This is a genomic window from Veillonella sp. LMAG:90 (assembly GCF_008679445.1).
In the GTDB taxonomy this organism is placed as follows: domain Bacteria; phylum Bacillota; class Negativicutes; order Veillonellales; family Veillonellaceae; genus Veillonella_A.
In genome coordinates this window covers 1,013,517-1,031,311 of record NZ_NAND01000001.1, presented here as the reverse complement: position 1 = coordinate 1,031,311, position 17,795 = coordinate 1,013,517, and the positions used below count along the sequence as shown (strand labels likewise).

At 43.1% G+C, this 17,795-nt stretch carries 16 protein-coding genes; 4 read left to right on the top strand and 12 right to left on the bottom strand.

The features are described from left to right. Positions 1 to 28: 28 nt before the first annotated feature. The 7 genes from CCC71_RS04555 to CCC71_RS04525 form a co-directional block, all read right to left on the bottom strand. A complete protein-coding gene (locus CCC71_RS04555; protein WP_296333098.1) occupies positions 29 to 1,717 on the bottom strand; it encodes a selenate reductase in 1,689 nt (562 codons plus the stop codon). 138 nt (positions 1,718 to 1,855) lie between these two features. Further along, positions 1,856 to 3,193 carry a putative aminohydrolase SsnA gene (ssnA, locus tag CCC71_RS04550; RefSeq protein WP_156705165.1) on the bottom strand — a complete coding sequence of 446 codons (1,338 nt, stop codon included), beginning with the start codon at positions 3,191 to 3,193 and terminating at the stop codon, positions 1,856 to 1,858. Positions 3,194 to 3,207: 14 nt separating this feature from the next. After that, a complete protein-coding gene (gene arcC, locus CCC71_RS04545; RefSeq protein ID WP_156705163.1) occupies positions 3,208 to 4,143 on the bottom strand; it encodes a carbamate kinase in 936 nt (311 codons plus the stop codon). An 83-nt stretch (positions 4,144 to 4,226) separates the two neighbouring features. After that, positions 4,227 to 5,420, bottom strand: a complete 1,194-nt coding sequence (gene ygeW / locus CCC71_RS04540; protein WP_226974014.1) for a knotted carbamoyltransferase YgeW — start codon at positions 5,418 to 5,420, stop codon at positions 4,227 to 4,229. Between the two features lie 13 nt (positions 5,421 to 5,433). Continuing rightward, positions 5,434 to 6,744, bottom strand: coding sequence for a YgeY family selenium metabolism-linked hydrolase (locus tag CCC71_RS04535; RefSeq protein ID WP_156705160.1), 1,311 nt, complete (start codon positions 6,742 to 6,744; stop codon positions 5,434 to 5,436). Positions 6,745 to 6,843: 99 nt separating this feature from the next. Continuing rightward, positions 6,844 to 8,049, bottom strand: coding sequence for a diaminopropionate ammonia-lyase (dpaL, locus tag CCC71_RS04530; protein ID WP_226974013.1), 1,206 nt, complete (start codon positions 8,047 to 8,049; stop codon positions 6,844 to 6,846). A gap of 128 nt (positions 8,050 to 8,177) precedes the next feature. Further along, entirely contained in the window at positions 8,178 to 8,873 is a 696-nt protein-coding gene (locus CCC71_RS04525) for a helix-turn-helix transcriptional regulator (protein WP_296333093.1), read from the bottom strand. 408 nt (positions 8,874 to 9,281) lie between these two features. Between CCC71_RS04525 and CCC71_RS04520 the strand changes: the two genes are divergently transcribed. Beyond that, positions 9,282 to 10,250, top strand: coding sequence for a YihY/virulence factor BrkB family protein (locus tag CCC71_RS04520; protein ID WP_226974011.1), 969 nt, complete (start codon positions 9,282 to 9,284; stop codon positions 10,248 to 10,250). 201 nt (positions 10,251 to 10,451) lie between these two features. Here the strand turns inward: CCC71_RS04520 and CCC71_RS04515 are convergent, their stop codons facing one another. Continuing rightward, positions 10,452 to 11,642 carry a M20 metallopeptidase family protein gene (locus tag CCC71_RS04515; protein WP_226974010.1) on the bottom strand — a complete coding sequence of 397 codons (1,191 nt, stop codon included), beginning with the start codon at positions 11,640 to 11,642 and terminating at the stop codon, positions 10,452 to 10,454. A gap of 267 nt (positions 11,643 to 11,909) precedes the next feature. On the opposite strand from CCC71_RS04515, the gene CCC71_RS04510 reads away from it, so the two are divergent. Then, on the top strand, positions 11,910 to 12,650 hold the full coding sequence (locus CCC71_RS04510; protein WP_226974009.1) for a LysE family translocator: 741 nt from the start codon (positions 11,910 to 11,912) through the stop codon (positions 12,648 to 12,650). A gap of 150 nt (positions 12,651 to 12,800) precedes the next feature. Here CCC71_RS04510 and CCC71_RS04505 read toward each other — a convergent pair whose 3' ends face one another. Then, positions 12,801 to 13,472, bottom strand: coding sequence for an NAD(P)H-dependent oxidoreductase (locus CCC71_RS04505; RefSeq protein WP_295242929.1), 672 nt, complete (start codon positions 13,470 to 13,472; stop codon positions 12,801 to 12,803). A gap of 208 nt (positions 13,473 to 13,680) precedes the next feature. Between CCC71_RS04505 and CCC71_RS04500 the strand changes: the two genes are divergently transcribed. Then, positions 13,681 to 14,070 carry a winged helix-turn-helix transcriptional regulator gene (locus tag CCC71_RS04500; protein WP_226974007.1) on the top strand — a complete coding sequence of 130 codons (390 nt, stop codon included), beginning with the start codon at positions 13,681 to 13,683 and terminating at the stop codon, positions 14,068 to 14,070. Positions 14,071 to 14,204: 134 nt separating this feature from the next. Here CCC71_RS04500 and CCC71_RS04495 read toward each other — a convergent pair whose 3' ends face one another. Further along, positions 14,205 to 14,411, bottom strand: coding sequence for a hypothetical protein (locus tag CCC71_RS04495; RefSeq protein ID WP_226974006.1), 207 nt, complete (start codon positions 14,409 to 14,411; stop codon positions 14,205 to 14,207). A gap of 358 nt (positions 14,412 to 14,769) precedes the next feature. On the opposite strand from CCC71_RS04495, the gene CCC71_RS04490 reads away from it, so the two are divergent. Continuing rightward, positions 14,770 to 15,435, top strand: coding sequence for a hypothetical protein (locus tag CCC71_RS04490; protein ID WP_226974005.1), 666 nt, complete (start codon positions 14,770 to 14,772; stop codon positions 15,433 to 15,435). Between the two features lie 546 nt (positions 15,436 to 15,981). Here CCC71_RS04490 and CCC71_RS04485 read toward each other — a convergent pair. Together CCC71_RS04485 and CCC71_RS04480 are read right to left on the bottom strand one after the other, a co-directional pair. After that, positions 15,982 to 16,581, bottom strand: a complete 600-nt coding sequence (locus CCC71_RS04485) for a LemA family protein (protein WP_296333089.1) — start codon at positions 16,579 to 16,581, stop codon at positions 15,982 to 15,984. 184 nt (positions 16,582 to 16,765) lie between these two features. Continuing rightward, the gene (locus CCC71_RS04480; RefSeq protein ID WP_226974004.1) at positions 16,766 to 17,689 is read right to left on the bottom strand and encodes a M48 family metalloprotease; all 924 of its coding nucleotides are present in this window, start codon (positions 17,687 to 17,689) and stop codon (positions 16,766 to 16,768) included. Positions 17,690 to 17,795 lie beyond the last annotated feature (106 nt).

Sequence of the window (17,795 nt, the reverse complement as noted above, 5' to 3'; positions counted from 1 at the left end):
TAAGCCTCCCTCCTTCAACATTGAAGGGTTATAGATAATAAGGCAGCTCCTTACTGAATGCACTTACTATCGACTGTAACGGGCTCGGTAATTTTTCAAGCAGAAGCACGGCTTCCTGCCCCTTAAAACGGAACCCCCATTCTTCACCGGCTTTGTAGAAGCCGTCATTTTCACTTGCCTGTAACCGCGCTTTGTCTAAAAAGAAGGTCAATCGATCTTTGTACGGTTGGCAAGGTTCGATGCAATTGCAGGCGCAGTTACCGCATTCATTGCACGCTTCATCAATGTGAATAATCAGTTTTTGACCATCCACCGTAACGAGTTCATTAGACCGGTTCGGGCAAACACGAACGCAAGTACCACAGGTTACGCGGCACCGGTAATCTTCACTGTGAGCCGCCTGAAAACCGGGCTGTTTCGCTCTTTTTATGCGCATAGCCTCGGTTTTGTGGAATTCCGGTGATAGCGCCACGGTTTGTGCCAACTTTTCGATGGCCGGTACATTTAACGCAGTAATAGAATCATAGTCTTTACTTTCTACGCGTTTTGCCAAATCATCAAGCTGATCGTAACCGGCACCTTGCAGCAAGGTGGTACATACCGTAATCGGCCAAATGCCGGTTTCAAAAATATCCCCGATGCTCTTGCGGTCGGCGCCGCCGCTATAGGAAATAGCGAGTTTACCGTCTAATGCTCGGCTCAGCTCGGCCGCCAAGGTAATCGTCAATGGCAATAAGGCTTTGCCGGCCATATACATTTGCTCGCCCGGCAGTTCTTTTTCAAGAATTTGAACCGGGAAGGTATTGGTGAGCTTAACGCCGAATTGCTTACCGCACTTTTGACCTAACGCTTGTAAGCGCTCTATCATCGGCACGGCGTCAGCCATAGTGGGATCCACTTCAAATTGATGTTTATCAAACTTTACATAGGCAAAACCGGCATCGTCCAATAAAGTGCGTACGCGGTCATAGCCGAGTAAAGTAGGATTACATTTCAAATATAAGTTGAGACCCTTTTCTTCCAACAAATAGCTGCAAATGGCTTCAATTTCATTGGCCGGGCAACCGTGCATGGTAGATAAGGTAATGGACTGACAAATATCTGAATTAATGTTTTCAACATAAGCTGCATCAATCTGCTTGAATCTGTCTAAATTAGCCAAGGTCCATGCTTTGCAAGCCTGCCAGGTTTCCGTCTTACCGGCGTCTTTTAAGTTTTCAATAAAAGCGTCGATTAAAGGGTCTTTGATGCCCGCTAAATTATAGCCCACACTCATATTGAAGATAAAGCCGTCCGGACTCCCCAAACCAAATTCTTTACTGATTAATTTGAGGGCAAACCAGGCTTTAATATATTCCGCCATGGCTTCATCCGCTCTGTATTCAGCGGACCATTCCACGTTGTACGATTCATCATTGGAGTAGATGCATGGTCTCGGAATACCAAGTTCTTCGCCGTACATGGTTTGCACGGTTTTCAATTCGATAAACCGTGCGCCGCCCACATAGGCGGCAATAATATTCTGCGCTAACTGGGTATGCGGCCCGGCTGCCGGTCCCAATGGGTTTTCCAAGGTTTTGCCAAACAACTTCAGCACCTTGGTTCCTTCGTAGTGGTGAATTTTAGTTACATTATAAATACGTTGATGAAGAGCATATTCCTGTAGAATATGATTCATTAATTTATCAAAACTTACCGGGTACATAATATCGCTCATGAGGACTCACTCCTTTTTGCGAACATCGAATACATTACACCTGTAATTTATACTTCTTATTTATGTCTGTAGTTTAGGCCTATAATGTCGGCTATAACTTTCTGCCTATGATGTCTGCCGGAAGATTACGCTTCCAATTTAAGCCTTTAGTTGATGCCACAGTTCTTCGGCTATCTCACGTACTTCGCCGAGCAACGCCTGTTTATCGAGGCCCTGCCATTGGCGATTTTGGTACCGCACCACGCCGTTACTGATTGTCGTCACTACATTCATGCCGTTGGCACCGAATAGGAGGTGACCGTTAATATTATCAGCGGTTAAGCGTGTTGGCGGTTCATAATCCATCACAATTACATCGGCTGCTGCGCCCGGTGTCAAAATACCGGTGGTGATGTGGAAAAACTGTTCCGCCATCTTGCGGTTCGTATCAAAGAGCATGGTCGGAATTTCAACCCACCCTTGATTTGGTAAACCGCTGCGATATTTAACGAGGCAATTCGCCGCTTTATAGGATTCCAACATATCGCTGGTGTAACCGTCCGTGCCGAGACCTACACGTAAACCCGCTTTAGTCATGGCCAAAATATCCGGTGCCCCTACGGCATTGCCCATATTACTTTCCGGATTATGGACAACCATAGTATCCGTCTTTTTAAGAATTGAAAGTTCATCCGCATCAATATGAATACAATGGCCGGTAATCGTAGTCGGTCCTAAAATCCCTTCGTCATAAAGTCGATTGACAACCCGTTTACCGTATTTAACGATGCTGTCTTCTTCATCGCTTATACCTTCGGCAACGTGAATATGATAGCCCAAACCGTCCGTATTTTGCGTCCGTACATAATCAAGCGTGGCCGGACTCAATGTAAACGATGCATGGAGACCGAACATAGCCGCTAATTCAATATCCTCCGGTTCAGCTTCTTTTACTGTCTTACCGAAGCGCACATTTTCCGCTACGGCTGCTTCCATGGCTTCTTGCCCGTTCCGATCGCTCACTTCGTAGCAAAGACAGGAACGAACGCCAAACTCTTTGGCCACATCACCGATAACACTGAGGCTGCCGGCCGTTTCACCATAACTGGCATGATGGTCAAAAATCGTGGTAACGCCGTTTTCAATACAGGCCATATAGGTAGCCACCGCACTGGCCCACACGGAATTTCTGTTTAGATTATTGTCTAAATAAAACCACATGCCTTCTAAAATCTCGTTAAAGTTAGTGGGATTGTAATTCGGTAGTGCCAGCCCGCGTGCCAAAGCGGAGTAAATATGATGATGGGCATTAATAAACGCCGGCATAATCAACTTGCCATGCGCATTAATTACGGTAGCGTCAGGATATTTCGCCTTCAGCTCATCGTAACCGCCCACCGCGATAATCGTCTTGCCGTCCATCACGACGGCACCGCGCGTAATCATAGGCTGAGCCGGATTTCTTGTAATAACCGTACCTTCGCCAAGTAATAACATAGTTAGCCACCTTTCTACCGGTGTATACGTGTACCGGTTTTGCCTTCAAGCCCTTCTTTGGCTTTTTCCAATAAGGTGATAATGGCTGTGCGGCCCGGTTTGCTATCAGCAAATTGAATGGCCGCTTCTACCTTCGGCAGCATGGAACCGGCGGCGAATTCACCGTCCGCAGCATATTGTTTAGCTTCCGCTACCGTCATTTCATCGAGCCACTGTTCATTCGGCTTACCGAAATGAATGGCTACTTTTTCAATGGCTGTCAAAATTATAAATACATCCGCATCAATGGCCTGTGCCAAGACGCTGCTGGTCCAATCTTTATCAATAACTGCGGAGGCCCCGCTTAAATGATTGTCTTTTTTCACAACCGGAATACCGCCGCCACCGCAGCAAATCACCAATTGATGACCTACGAGTTGCTTAATGGCATCCAGTTCCACAATTTCCATAGGTGCCGGCGAAGCGACTACCCGTCGCCAACCGCGCCCCGAATCTTCTACGCATTTGTAATCATAATGTTCTTCCGCATAGCGCGCTTCTGCTTCACTCATGAAGTGACCGATCGGCTTCGTAGGATTTTTAAACCCCGGATCATTTTCATCGACCCGTACCTGCGTCACCATGGTGGACACTGCTAAGTCACGAATGTTGCGATTTAACAGTTCTTCTCTTAGCGCGTTCTGAAGGTCATAGCCGATATAGGCTTGACTCATGGCTACACAAACCGATAATGGTGTATTCGGTTGTTTCGGATTTTCTCGCGATAATGCAGCCATAGCGTTATTTATCATCCCCACTTGAGGACCGTTGCCGTGTGTGACAACAACTTCGTACCCCATTTCAACCAAATCAACGATGATTTTTGAGGTCCCTTTAACTGCTTGCATCTGTTCCGGTAGCGTATTGCCCAATGCATTGCCACCTAATGCAATAACTGCCCGTTTTGCCATACTGTATACCTCTGAAACTTATACCTTAGCACCGGGCTATAGGGTAGTTTTGCAACGCTATAGCCACAGTACCTTGCTTCCAATTAACGATCTATGCGCGCTTTACCTTTAGCCTGTAAATCTTTCAATTTCTGTACAGGGTCTTTGAATTTGCTAAGGAAAATCATAGCGGCAATTACGTATGGTTTATAGCTTGCTTCTTTATAAAGCGGTACACGATAGCGGTCAAATACAGTGGCGTCTACTTCGCCGGTTTCACAGCTTACGCCGGTAATATCGGCCGGTAAGCAGTGCAAGTATAAGGCTTTGCCGTCTTTAGTGAGCTTCATCATGTCTTCGGTGCAAGCCCAATCTTTATAATTAGCATTCTGTTGTAATAATTCTTTTTCTAAGGTATCAATTCCTTCTAAATCGCCATCGCCATATAATTTAGTTCGTTTTTCCATAGCCGCGAACGGTGCCCAGCTCTTAGGGTATACAATATCAGCGTCTTTGAAGGCTTCTTTCATGTCGTGGGTCTTTTTAAAAGAACCGCCCGATGCCGCTGCATTCTTCTTAGCTACTTCTTCTACTTCCGGCATTACTTCATAGCCTTCCGGATGGGCCAAAACAACTTCCATGCCAAGGCGCGTGAATAAGCCGATAACCCCTTGCGGTACGGATAAAGGTTTGCCGTAAGATGGAGAGTAAGCCCAAGTCATAGCCACTTTTTTGCCCTTTAAGTTTTCAATACCGCCGAACTCTTTAATAATGTGAGCTGCATCGGCCATAACCTGAGTCGGATGGTCGATATCGCACTGCAGGTTCACAAGATTCGGACGCTGTTCCAACACGCCGTCTTCAAAGCCTTCTTTAACCGCATCAGACACGGCATGCATATACGCATTGCCCTTGCCGATGTACATATCATCGCGAATACCGATTACATCGGCCATGAAAGATACCATGTTGGCCGTTTCGCGAACCGTTTCACCATGGGCAATCTGCGATTTACCTTCATCAAGGTCTTGCACTTCAAGGCCCAAGAGGTTACAAGCGGATGCGAAGGAGAAGCGTGTACGGGTTGAATTATCGCGGAATAAGGAGATGCCGAGACCGCTGTCAAACACTTTCGTGGAGATATTCTGTTCACGCAAAGCACGAAGCGCATCAGCTACGGCCCAAACGGCTTTTAATTCATCATCACTTTTTTCCCAGGTAAGGAAAAAATCCTCGCCGAATATATTTTTACAATCCAATTTGGCTAATTCACTAACTACTTTATTGAAATCTGTCATGATACTATCCCCTTTATTTACAATACATAGTTGGTAAAGCTGCATATACAGCGGCACAAGTTACAAGGTCCTGTTTCCAAGTTTTTTCATTCGGTGCATGAGCCTGTGCTTCTGCGCCCGGACCGAAACCAATACATGGAATGCCGTTGCGTCCCATAATGGAAACGCCGTTAGTGGAGAATGTCCATTTATCCGTCAACGGACGTGCTTTACGCATTTCAACGGTCGTGCTGTCGCCGATGCGTTCCGTGCCGTATAAGCCTTTATAGGCTTCTTCAAGCGCAACTGTTACCTTGTGGTCTTTAGGAATAACCCAGGTTGGGAAATAGCATTCAATCGGATATACAAGTCCTGTGTACGATGGACGATCATATTGGTACATGGATACGGTCACATCATCGCCGTATTTCTGTACGGCCGGTAAAGCTCTGATTTCATCGAGGCAGCTTTCCCAAGTTTCACCGGCTGTCATGCGGCGGTCCAAGGATACGGCGCAAGAGTCAGCTACGGCGCAACGACTTGGGGATGTGAAGAAGATTTCCGAAGCGGTAACCGTACCGCGACCGAGGAATTGCGCTTCTTCCCATTGATCGTTATATTCTTTGTCGAGCATTTTTACGAGGCCTTTAATCTTCGTTTCAGCGGCCGCATCGTTTTCATTAAGGGCTCTGATATCTTGTAAAATATCGGCCATTTTATAAATTGCATTGTCACCGCGTTCCGGTGCGGAGCCGTGGCAGGAAACGCCTTTTACGTCGATGCGGATTTCCATACGTCCTCGTTGACCGCGATAGATACCGCCGTCCGTAGGTTCCGTAGATACTACAAATTCAGGGCGAATTTTACTTTCTTTAATCATGTATTCCCAGCAAAGGCCGTCACAGTCTTCTTCCTGAACGGTACCGGTTACGAGTACGCGATATTTATCGTTCAAAAGGCCTAAGTCTTTCATGATTTTAGCGCCGTAAATGGCGGAAACGATACCACCCAACTGGTCCGATACACCGCGACCGCCGATTTCGGTGGCCGATTCAAAACCTTCATACGGATCAAATGTCCAGTTTTCACGATTGCCGATACCTACCGTATCAATATGAGCATCATAAGCAATTAACGTTTTACCGCTTCCCATATAGCCCAACACGTTCCCTTGCGGATCAATCAGCACTTCATCAAAACCTACGGCTCGCATTTCCTCCGCAATGCGATCGGCATGGCCCTTTTCATCAGCACTTTCACCGGGAATTGCCACGATGTCACGCAAACATTTCGTCATAGCCGCTTCATAGCTCTGCGCTGCTTTTTTGATAGCTTCAAAATCCATAATACAACCTCCTCAATACCTACACATTCTTACTTATAATCATTTAATTGATTAACCTAATTTCTACGCATTCTCACCAAAATCAATTAATTGATTCCCTTATTTTTTACCGTACCAAACGATGTCTTTATAGCGAATCGGATCGGTGTCGCCTTCGGTGGAGAAACATAATACCTTCGATGTTTCGTCCAAACCTAAGATGTCTTTTAATTCCTTATATTCCGGACAAGTCATAATGGCTGCGACCGTCCCCAACGGTGCTGCGCCGGATTCTCCGGATGTAATCGGCGTATCCCCTTTTATCGGAGCTGCACTGATGCGCATGCCCCACTCGGCTACCCAATCCGGTGCGGATACAAACACATCAGCGTGATTTCGTAAAATTTCCCAACTTATCGTATTCGGCTCGCCGCAAGCAAGACCGGCCATAATCGTCTGCAAATCGCCGCCCACCATACGCGGTTTACCGTCACCGGCTACAGCCCCTTGATATAGGCAATCTGCCGCTTGAGCTTCCACTACGATAATTTTCGGTTGTTGCGCCTCATTTTTATATAAATTTCTAAAATAGCCTGTAACGGCACCGGCTAACGATCCTACCCCGGCTTGAACAAAAATGTGAGTCGGCATAGCACCGGCCGTCGCCAATTGTTCACCCGCTTCCAAGGCCATCGTGCCGTAACCTTGCATGATCCAGCTTGGTACCTCTTCATACCCTTCCCAGGCTGTATCCTGCACAACTACGCCGTTTTTGACCTTAGCCGCTTCGGCTACCGCTTTACGCACACAATCATCATAATTGAGATCTTCAATGGTTACCGTAGCCCCTTCGCGCTGAATATGCTCCAAGCGGGATTTAGTCGTCCCTTTTGGCATAAATACAACGGCTTTTTGACCTAATTGACGAGCTGACCAAGCTACCCCGCGACCATGGTTACCGTCGGTAGCCGTAAAGAACGTAATCTCCGGCATTTGTTTGTGCAATTCTTCGGATGTCATTACGCTATACGGCAAATCCAATACGTCTTTATGGAGCTGCTGCGCTACATATTTGACCATCGAATACGAGCCGCCCAATACCTTAAAGGCATTTAAGCCGAAACGATATGATTCATCTTTAATAAAAAGGCTTCCCAAGCCCCAGAATCTGGCCAACTGCGGCAGTTGCGTTAACGGTGTTGTTTCATATTGTGGAAAACTCTGATGAAACGCGCGGGCTTTTTTGGCTTCCGCCACCGACATGATAGCTAAATTATCATCATTACCCTTAGGTAATGTATTAACTTGCCACTTCAATGAATCCATGTTATACCTCCCATACCTACTAACCTCTAAATCCATCCTATGTGTATCGGCTAACAAATTGTCAGACTGATTATCAGCCCCTTATGTGAGCGAATCAGCCGGTGCTGTAACCGATGTTTATGTCCCCATTATTTAACTTTCGCTTTAATTTGCTCTTCCTTCTCTTTATCTTTAACAGCGTTTAAATCGCTGTATAAAGTAAATCTTGAAATGCCGAAGTATTCTCCGATTTTGTCCGCCGCTTTAGATATTAAAAAGGCGCCCGCATCGTTTAGATACTTCAAAGCTTCGCACCGTTCGGCCTTCGTCATGAGCTGCGCCGGCTTACCTACCTTAGCCACCGCCTGCTCAATTAAATCATCCAGCAAATCAGTTACGCTCGTCGTAATTCGTTCAGCCCCGTCGGCTTCTTTACTTGCCGAAGTGCTCGTCGCGAGCCCCACCGGTTCCGTGAATTGATTTACCATTTGTTGCAAATGAATCAAATTGGTAATGTCTGAATTAATACAGAACACATACGTAATTTGCCCTTTATCATCACGCATGTACATGGTACTGGAGCGAAAAACGCGACCGTCTTTAGTTTTGGTTAAATAACCGTATCGGTCTTCCAAATCTTTGCCGTCATTCTTAAGTGCATCGAGCACCACATGTGACGGTCCGTCACCTAACTTTCTGTTAGATATTTCGCCGTTTTCAATACAAACAACGGTACCTTCCATTTCCGGCGTCCGTACGTCGTGAATTACAATTTCACAAGTTTCGCCAAACTGCTGAGCTAACCCGTGAGCAATTTGTTTCAAATTTTCCAATTCATTTTTCATAAAAACCGCTCCTCACCTTTCACGCATCTTGGCGTCATACAAACTAACTGTTTGGTGTCGTAACCAAATGCCTATGCAAACTGAATGGTCTCAACACCAACTTCCATCGGCATTTTGATTATTCATCCTTCATTTCCAAAATCATTATGCTAACTAATTTTCTGTTAGCCTAACAATTTGTTTTGTTCCTATGATTAAACAGTATCATAACAATTCAAAATATGCAACTGTTAAAAATAAAATAATTAGAGTTATTTATAATTTATCTATTTTCATCTAAACACTATAATTTTCTTCGAAAATATGTTATAAATAAGTATATCGACAAAATCTAATATATAGATACATTGGCTTTTTGCCATATATGGTCCAACGAAAAACGAAATTATTCATAAGGAGTTAATAACTATGAAGTCATTTATTAATGGGGCAAAGCGCGTCGCCAAGGATTACAGCGAGCACAATATCGGCCGTCTGTCCGCGGAAGCAACGTACTATATTATTCTTTCCATAGTGCCCTTCTTAATTATTGCTTTAACGGCTATTTCCGTATTTCTTAGTCAAAATATGGATATCCTCGATCAATTTCTGGCACTCTTACCGCCGGATTCACAACATACCCTGTCAAACCTAATTGATGACTTAGCCAAAAATCAGAGTGGTACGTTGTTCTCCATCGGTATTATTACTGCCTTTTGGACTATGTCGGCCGGTACGCGTGCCTTAATTAATGCCCTTAACACCATGCTCGGCCTCGATCATGTGGAAGAAGGCATGATTAAGATGTACAGCAAAGCATTCTTCTTCACCATTATCGGTACCGTAACCGGTCTCTTAGGGCTTATCCTTTCGGTGTATGGCCCGGCCTTCTTACAGGTAATGCAGCGCTTCATCTTTATTTCTAAAGAAATCATAACTCTCGCCACTATGGCGGCCACCTTATTACCGTTGATTTCTTTCACTTTGGTGCTCACCTTGTTTTATCACTACGCACCGCGCAAAGAAACTGACAAGGACACGCCTAAAGCTACCAAGGAAAACATCAACAAGCTTATTTCTTGGAAGCGCTCCTTCGCGGGCGGCCTCTTAGCTACGATTCTTTGGTTAGCCCTTACCTACGGCTATCGTTTCTATGTTACAAATTTTGCGGGCAGTTCCTCCACGTACGGTCCACTGGTTGGTATCATGATTCTCTTCGTGTGGATTAACTGGTCCGTCCAGGTTATCCTGCTCAGTGCCGAAATCGTGCGCGACCGTTCCTTCGATGCCGAATTAAAAGCGGAAGCGGTTAAACTTAAAATGGAACAAATCGAGCAACTCAATAAAGAGGAGCAAGAAGAAAAAGAGCAGAAAGAGCTTGAAAAAAGAAAAAATTAGCAAAGAACAAAGCGTAGCATTAACTATAAAAACGCAAAAAACGCTGTGACCGATTAATTTCGGTTACAGCGTTTTTATTATTTAGTCAAACCGTATTCGTTTTATTAAAACAGATTACCTCGCAAAATCTAACATAGACCTTGCAACTGTCAAAATTACTTCTCAGCAACCTGTTGGCAACGTTAAGACTATTTTGTCATATTATTCGGCATGTTCTTCCAGCCACTGCAACGCATACTGTGCGTACATGGCGGAGCCGATTGGCAATGCTCGTTCATCAATTTTGAAGAAGTTACTGTGATGGGAATGAACCGCATCAATTTCAGGATTGGCAATACCGAAGAAAGCAAAGCAGCCCGGTTTTTCTTCCAAATAATAAGCAAAGTCTTCGCCGGCCATTGTTTTTTCCATCAAGACCACATTGTCTTCACCAACGAGTTCAGCACCTACGCGATGAGCGAGCTCCGAGCTGGCCGGATCGTTAATCGTCGGCGGTACCATTTGACGGAAAGTTACCTTCGCCTTAGCACCGTAAGCAGCGGCTGTTTCGTTCACCATGTGCGTCATCGTCTTTTTCAAATCATCACCGATGGCATGTTTGAAGTAACGGGCCGTGCCTTCCAAACGTGCGGCGCCGGAAATAACATTATAGCGCGTACCGCTGGTCATCTTGCCGATGGTAAGCACCACGGAATCGAGCGGACTGAAGTGGCGGGACACGATGGTCTGCAAATTCATCACGATGGCTGAAGCCACAACGGTAGCATCCACGGTCAAATGAGGTTGTGCCCCATGACCGCCCTGACCTTCAATATCGATACCGATTTCAAGCGCGGCCGCCATGCGTTCGCCGGCTTCCACGGAAATCTTGCCAACGGGCAGATCAATCCAAATGTGAGCGCCGAAGACACTATCCGTTTCTTCAAACCAGGTACCGAACTGTTTCATGTATTTAGCACCTTCACCGCTTTCTTCGGCCGGCTGGAACACGAGGAATACCTTACCTTGGATTTTGTCCTGCAATGTTTTCAGCATCTTGGCGGCGCCCAATAAAATGGCCATATGCGCATCATGACCGCAGGCGTGCATCTTGCCGTCATGTTTGGACGCGAAGTCATACCCCGTCTGTTCATCAACGGTAAGGGCATCAATATCGGCGCGAAGCATGATTGTTTTACCCTTTTTAGGACCTTCAATCCATGCCACAATGCCGGTGTTTTTTTCAGGATTTATCACATACGGAATGCCCAATTTATCCAGTTCTCCGGCTAAATATTTGGTCGTTTCCTGTTCTTCAAAACTAATTTCCGGATATTGGTGCAAATGGCGACGCCACGCAATGATATCCTTCGTATATTCTTCTTGTAATTTTTTTATTTCAGTTGAATTCATACATTCGCCTCCCAATCTCTTTGTTTTCATGGTAGTGTACCGGAAATGGTTTGTCAAGGTTTTCGGGTTAAAATTCCTATTTTATTACTATGATTTTAAAAATCCATTCTTTTACTCATTTAAAACCATTAAATTAACACAGTTTAGAGCCATTAAATACCTTAGCCCATTAAAACTTGTTAACTTTATACTTTCAACTATGGCAAATAATAAAACTAATATGTTATACTGATTGTATGCATTTTTAACAGAGGGGGAGTTTCTTTTATGGATATGTCTTTATTTCCTTATTTCTTGGTATCATCCATACTCTTGACGATGACACCGGGTCCGGATAATTTATATCTTTTGGCAAAAAGCATCGCCGACGGTGCCAGAGCCGGCATTATTTTAGCCGCCGGTCTCGCCTCGGGCATTGTCTTTCATACATGCCTTGTAATTTTAGGGGTAGCCGCATTAGTTAAAAGTTCACCAATTGCCTTTGCAGCTTTAAAATATGTTGGTGCCGCCTATCTTTTCTATCTTGCCTACGGGGCCTTTACCGCTAAAGTTGCGGAACCGCAACCGACTGAAACAGCCGCCGGTCAAGCTACTGTTGCCGGTTCAAACATCACAACAAACGACACGACAAACAGCGTATCAAGCAATGAAACATCCAGCCAAGCTTCAAGCGATAAATCGTCAAGCCAACCTTCAAACGGTGAGTCATCCGCCTTTGCCATCTATCGCAAAGGTCTCATTATGAACATCTTGAATCCGAAAGTTCTGTTGTTCTTCCTCGCGTTCTTGCCACAGTTCGTGGATCCTAATAATGAATCACCGGGCCTGGCCATTGCTATCCTCGGTGCCGTTTTTAGCTTACAAGCATTCATCTTATTCTCCATCATCGCTCTTTGTGCCGGTAAACTCCGTGGCTTTTTAAACCAGGGGCCTAAATCGCAACGTATGTTGAACCGTATTCAAGGCGTAGTATTGTTGGGTATTGGTTGCTTGTTATTAGTCTTCTAAAAATATAAATTCACATAGCTTCCGGAATAGATAGTGCTATACTTTGTCGTTTATGTTTAACAAAAACAAATGCTGAGGTGACTTTTAACGGTCATCTCAGCATTTTTAGTTCTATATTCTATTATCCAAAAACTTCTTAGTTGAAAACTCTTATTTAACCCAAGTTACGATATCTTCCATAGGCTGACGAGTTTTTTCACGATGAGGCTGTTCATCACGATAGCCGAAGCCCACCATTACGGACACGCCGAAATGTTCTTTGTCGAGAATGCCTTCTTCGCTAAGAATTTCCTCCACTTTTTCAATATTGAAGCCTTCGATTGGGCAAGAGTCAACACCGAGCATAGCAGCCGTTGTCATCATGTTAGCCAAGGCAATGTAAGTCTGTTTGCTGGCCCAGTCGAACATAGCACGGTCGCTATCGATCAATTTGAAATCGTTAGTCTGGAAGTTGCTGTAAGCACCGCGCATCATGTTCTGCACGTCTTCCGGCATGTGTTTGATGTCTTTCATGATGTGTGTGATGTAGTCCGCATCAGCTACGGTATCCGCTTTTTTGCGAGCCAAAATAATTACAAAATGGCTGGCACCGTTCAAGCTGTTCTGAGCGCCCCAAGATACAGGGTATAATTTATCTTTAATGCTCTGTTTTTCAATAATAACGAATTTCCAAGGTTCAAAACCGAAGGAGCTTGGGGACAAACGACCTGTTTCCAAAATCGTGTTAAAATCAGCGTCGGATACCTTTTTATTAGGGTCAAACTTCTTAGTTGCGTAACGATAATTGTAAGCGTTTAAAATGTCTTGTGCAGAAATGCTCATGGGTATCATCCTTTCGAATTAATAATAATTTATACTAAATTTTGAATATCTATCTCATCTATCTTTCGACATGTTTAGTATAGCATATCTAAAAAAATAGTTGAAAAACGCAAAATTTTATATATACTATATATAAATTAAGTTAAGTATATTTTTTATATTTAATATATTAAAATACAACCATAGATTAAAATCCAGGAGAATCGCAATGAAAGCTACTGCCAATAACACAAACAAAAAAGATTTAAAACCTTGCCCGCGTACACTATGCCCGGTAGCCACGACGTTAGAGCTTATTAGCGGTAAGTGGAAAGGTATTATTTTGTACCATCTTTTTACCGGCGACAAACGATTCAGCGAACTTAAGACATTAATCGAAGGCGTCACCCATCGCAGCCTGACCTTGCAACTGCGCGAACTCGAGGCCGACGGTCTTATTACTCGCACCGTATTTCCGGTAATTCCGCCACATGTGGAATACGCCTTATCCCCCTTAGGTCGTACCATGGAACCCATTATCAACGCCATGTATGACTGGGGCGTGGCTTATAATACCCGGCAAGTTGATACTATGCCTGCTGTTCAAAGTAATCAATAAAACTGTGTGTAAGAACTCTTACTATTAGAATACAAAAATCCCGTAACCGATGGCCCCATCGATTACGGGATTTTTGCTGTCATTTCAAACTTCTATTTGCATTAACCCTTTATTAACACTTTATATATTTCATGTTAACGAGTTGTAAGATTAAAAGCTCGACCCATTAATGCTTTCTTATACGCCCGAGTCATTGCTTCTACACTGACTAAATCAAGACTGTCATCATACGTTTCAATTTCAAAATTGCAAACGGCTTGAGCTGCTTTCTTATTTTGCATCACTGCATAGTTATAGGACAACTTCTTTTCTAAATCTGATAAATTAAATAAATAACTCATAATTAATTCCTCCTCCAAATTAGAACTAGCTCTTTTCTCTGTTATTATCATACGCCTCTCACATCAAATGTCAACCCTCCTGAAAACTTCAAACAAATAACTAATAACTGTCAGTTATGTAGGGCTATGAAAAACGCCGTTTTCATCACAAACAACCGCTACTTGCCACTTCGTACATGACCATTTTTTATAAGTAAAACTTTGGATTTTACAAAAACAAGATTCCAAACATCAAAAATTTAACTGTAAAATCTTGACTTCTACCATTGAACTTTGATGCCCATTGTGAAAAAACGCCCCATGCGATACCATCTAATCAAACGAAATGTATATCCATTAATCATTAAGGAGGTCCCTCATGAACACTGAAACAATGAGCCTACGCAAAGCCTTAGGTCAGAAGAAGTTATTAGACAAACAAATCAAAGCCATGATGTCCGAAAAGTTCGTCACTTCGGAATCGGCTCAAACGGCTGTTATCGACGGCTTGCCGCTCAATTCCTGGCAAGACGAAGTGAAAGCCAACTATCAGTCGTTAAACGATAAAATCCGTCGCCGCGAAGCATTGGCTGTGGCCATCATGGACGCCAATGTAAACAACTTCGTGGAGTTGCCACGCTTCATTACCCTCGATGAAGAAAACACCGGTACCGAAAAAGTAAGCTTCGCCGGCGCCATTGCCCGCAAAGCTTACTACACAAATGAACTGTCCTATATCGTTAACGAATTGCGCCAGAAGGTAACTAATGCTACCGAGCAGTTTGATTTTATCAATGATCTATGTGAAAGGACTATAAGAGATCGTATGGCACAAGAGTTCGGCACCGTTAATAACGCCAGTGCCAAGTCCCGCGAAGAACGAGAAACTACCCTTCGCAAACAGTATGAAGCCGTTTTCTACGATCCGGCCGATATTGTGAAAAAAGCGAAGCTCGCCAAGGAGCGTATCGAGAACTACCTCGAAGAAATCGACGCTATCTTGGGTAACGCTACGGAAATGACGACAATTACCGTAACGTACTAAGTTAAAATGATATACCTCTGATATATCGCGACTTTCGTTATATCAGAGGTACGTCATCAAACTATTCAAGTTATATATTATGTGTTTTTTATTAAATGAAATACGCCGGGTTACCGAAAAACATTAAATATGGTTTGCCGGATTTTTGGGAGCAGGGTTTTACCGGTAAAACTAAAACTCTACCATTAATTAAACATATAGGATAAGCCGGTGTCTTTTTCGACCGGTTATCAAGGTATGTTGGCATCATGCAATTTTGGTCCGCAGGGAGCCCGCAAACATACCATCCCTGCAGTAATCATTAACCATTAATTGTTAGCGTTAAACTATTAATCATTAAACCCAAGTTAACTGTTACCAATAAGCTATTAATCAATAAAGGTTAATCATTCTAAAATCTTGGAGACCGATTTTCGCTACCAAACCAAAGCCCAATGTTTTGGACCAAGCAGGTAATCCGGCATTTTTATTTTTGCTTAAACAACAAAAAAGATGCATAAAATGTAAATCACTTATACATTTTATACATCTTTTTTTATTTAAGTATTATTTATTGATTTTATCTTTTATTTGTTCTGTTTTATCTTTTAAAACTTCTGTGCCCTTAATCGCTAATTCTTTAATAGCTTCAGTATTTGCACCACTAAAAGAATCAATCCCAATTTCATTATTACGATCAAAATACGGGGCTTCTTTAAACCCAAGAGCAGAGGCAACAAATACCATTGGAATTTGTGCTATCTGGCTATTGTAGCCTTTAACCACATAGTTGTAAGTTTCACGTTTTTCAGTTAAAATCTGCTCATTTTGACTAATATTTTCTAAGAATTGTGAATAATGAGTACTGGACTTTAATTCAGGATATGTATTCGCTAATGCCTTAATCGAAGTAACAGCTTCAGATGTAGCACAAGCCATTTCAGTATAATTATCAGACACCTTAAGTTGAATTAGTTTTTCATAGCTACCATAACTGTTAACTAAATCGGCAAACTGATTAACAATGGCTACTTTACGTTCTACCACTACTTTAATATTAGACCTTGCTTCTTTAATTTCTTGGTTTAAACCCTGTAACCGATTGTATCTTGTAATAAAATAGTAAACAAGAAAAATCAGAAGAACCCAAAATAAAAAACTCATCATAGTAACACTCCTTATCCCTATATTACCAACAAATCCCTATACTCTTAATACTTGCATATATCCCACACAATGCTATATCAAAAGTAGATATTACTGTATAATTTAATTATAGCAAAAAAAGTACTGCAGATGAATGATACATTTATAAAATAAAAATTTCTTTCATTTTAAATCCTAAGAGCAATTATTGTTGCTGCGACAATTCATACAGTTTAGCTACTCGCTTACGCAGTGGCGGATGATCGCTGACTAGTTGATTGATAAAACCTTCTGTATCGCCGTAGCGTGTCAGTTTTGCCAACGCCGACGCGAGCTCCTGCCCCAGCCCCAACTCATGAGCAAAACGGTCGGCACGATATTCGGCTACACGAGAGCCGAACGGCGCCAACAGCACATAGCCGAAATTGGCGATACTATGCAGGATTCGTACAATAAAACGAATGAACAAGATAAAGGCCATAAAGATAACTGCCAAAATATTGATAAACGGAATGTTGCGAAGTATATTATACACCATCGTAATTATCCAAACGATTAATTCAAAGGCAATTATGATAGCGTTATACACATTGAGCATGGCCACCGACGTCATACCGTAAGTGGTATCGCGATGAATCAAATGACTGAGCTCATGCGCCAGAATCCCCTTAAGTTCAGCCGAGTTCATTTCATTAATCAAGCCCATCAACACGACTACCCGGTCATGGCCTAAGGCAAAGGCATTAATCTGATTGCTGTGCTGTACATACAGTCGATAGCGGCCCGCATCAACGCCGGCGCGATTGCACACATCTTGCCAACAAGCATCTAAATAGTTTTTCAAATCACCTTCCGGTTTGCTAATAGCTTTAAATTTTAAAAACAAGCCCTGCACCGGTGGCAATTGGAATAAGATGATGGCGACTAAAAAGAAAAGTGCCACCCAAGTGCCAGATACGGCAAAGCTGTGTGTCGGTAAATTGTATTTTTGCAAAAAATCTAAAATAAACGGCTGTTCCAATATGGTCGGTTCCCCAAAAAGCGCAAAGATATTATTGATAAAGTGCAAAATAACCGTTCCTACCAAGCCATAAATGAGACCGGTAATTATAAGCAATAGAATTCCCATGCAATATCCCTTTCTATTCGCACTACCTCTGATGTTTTAAACGTATTACCGGTACGTCCAATACCATACCTAAACTTACGATATATTCTTTATTCTTATCTAGATT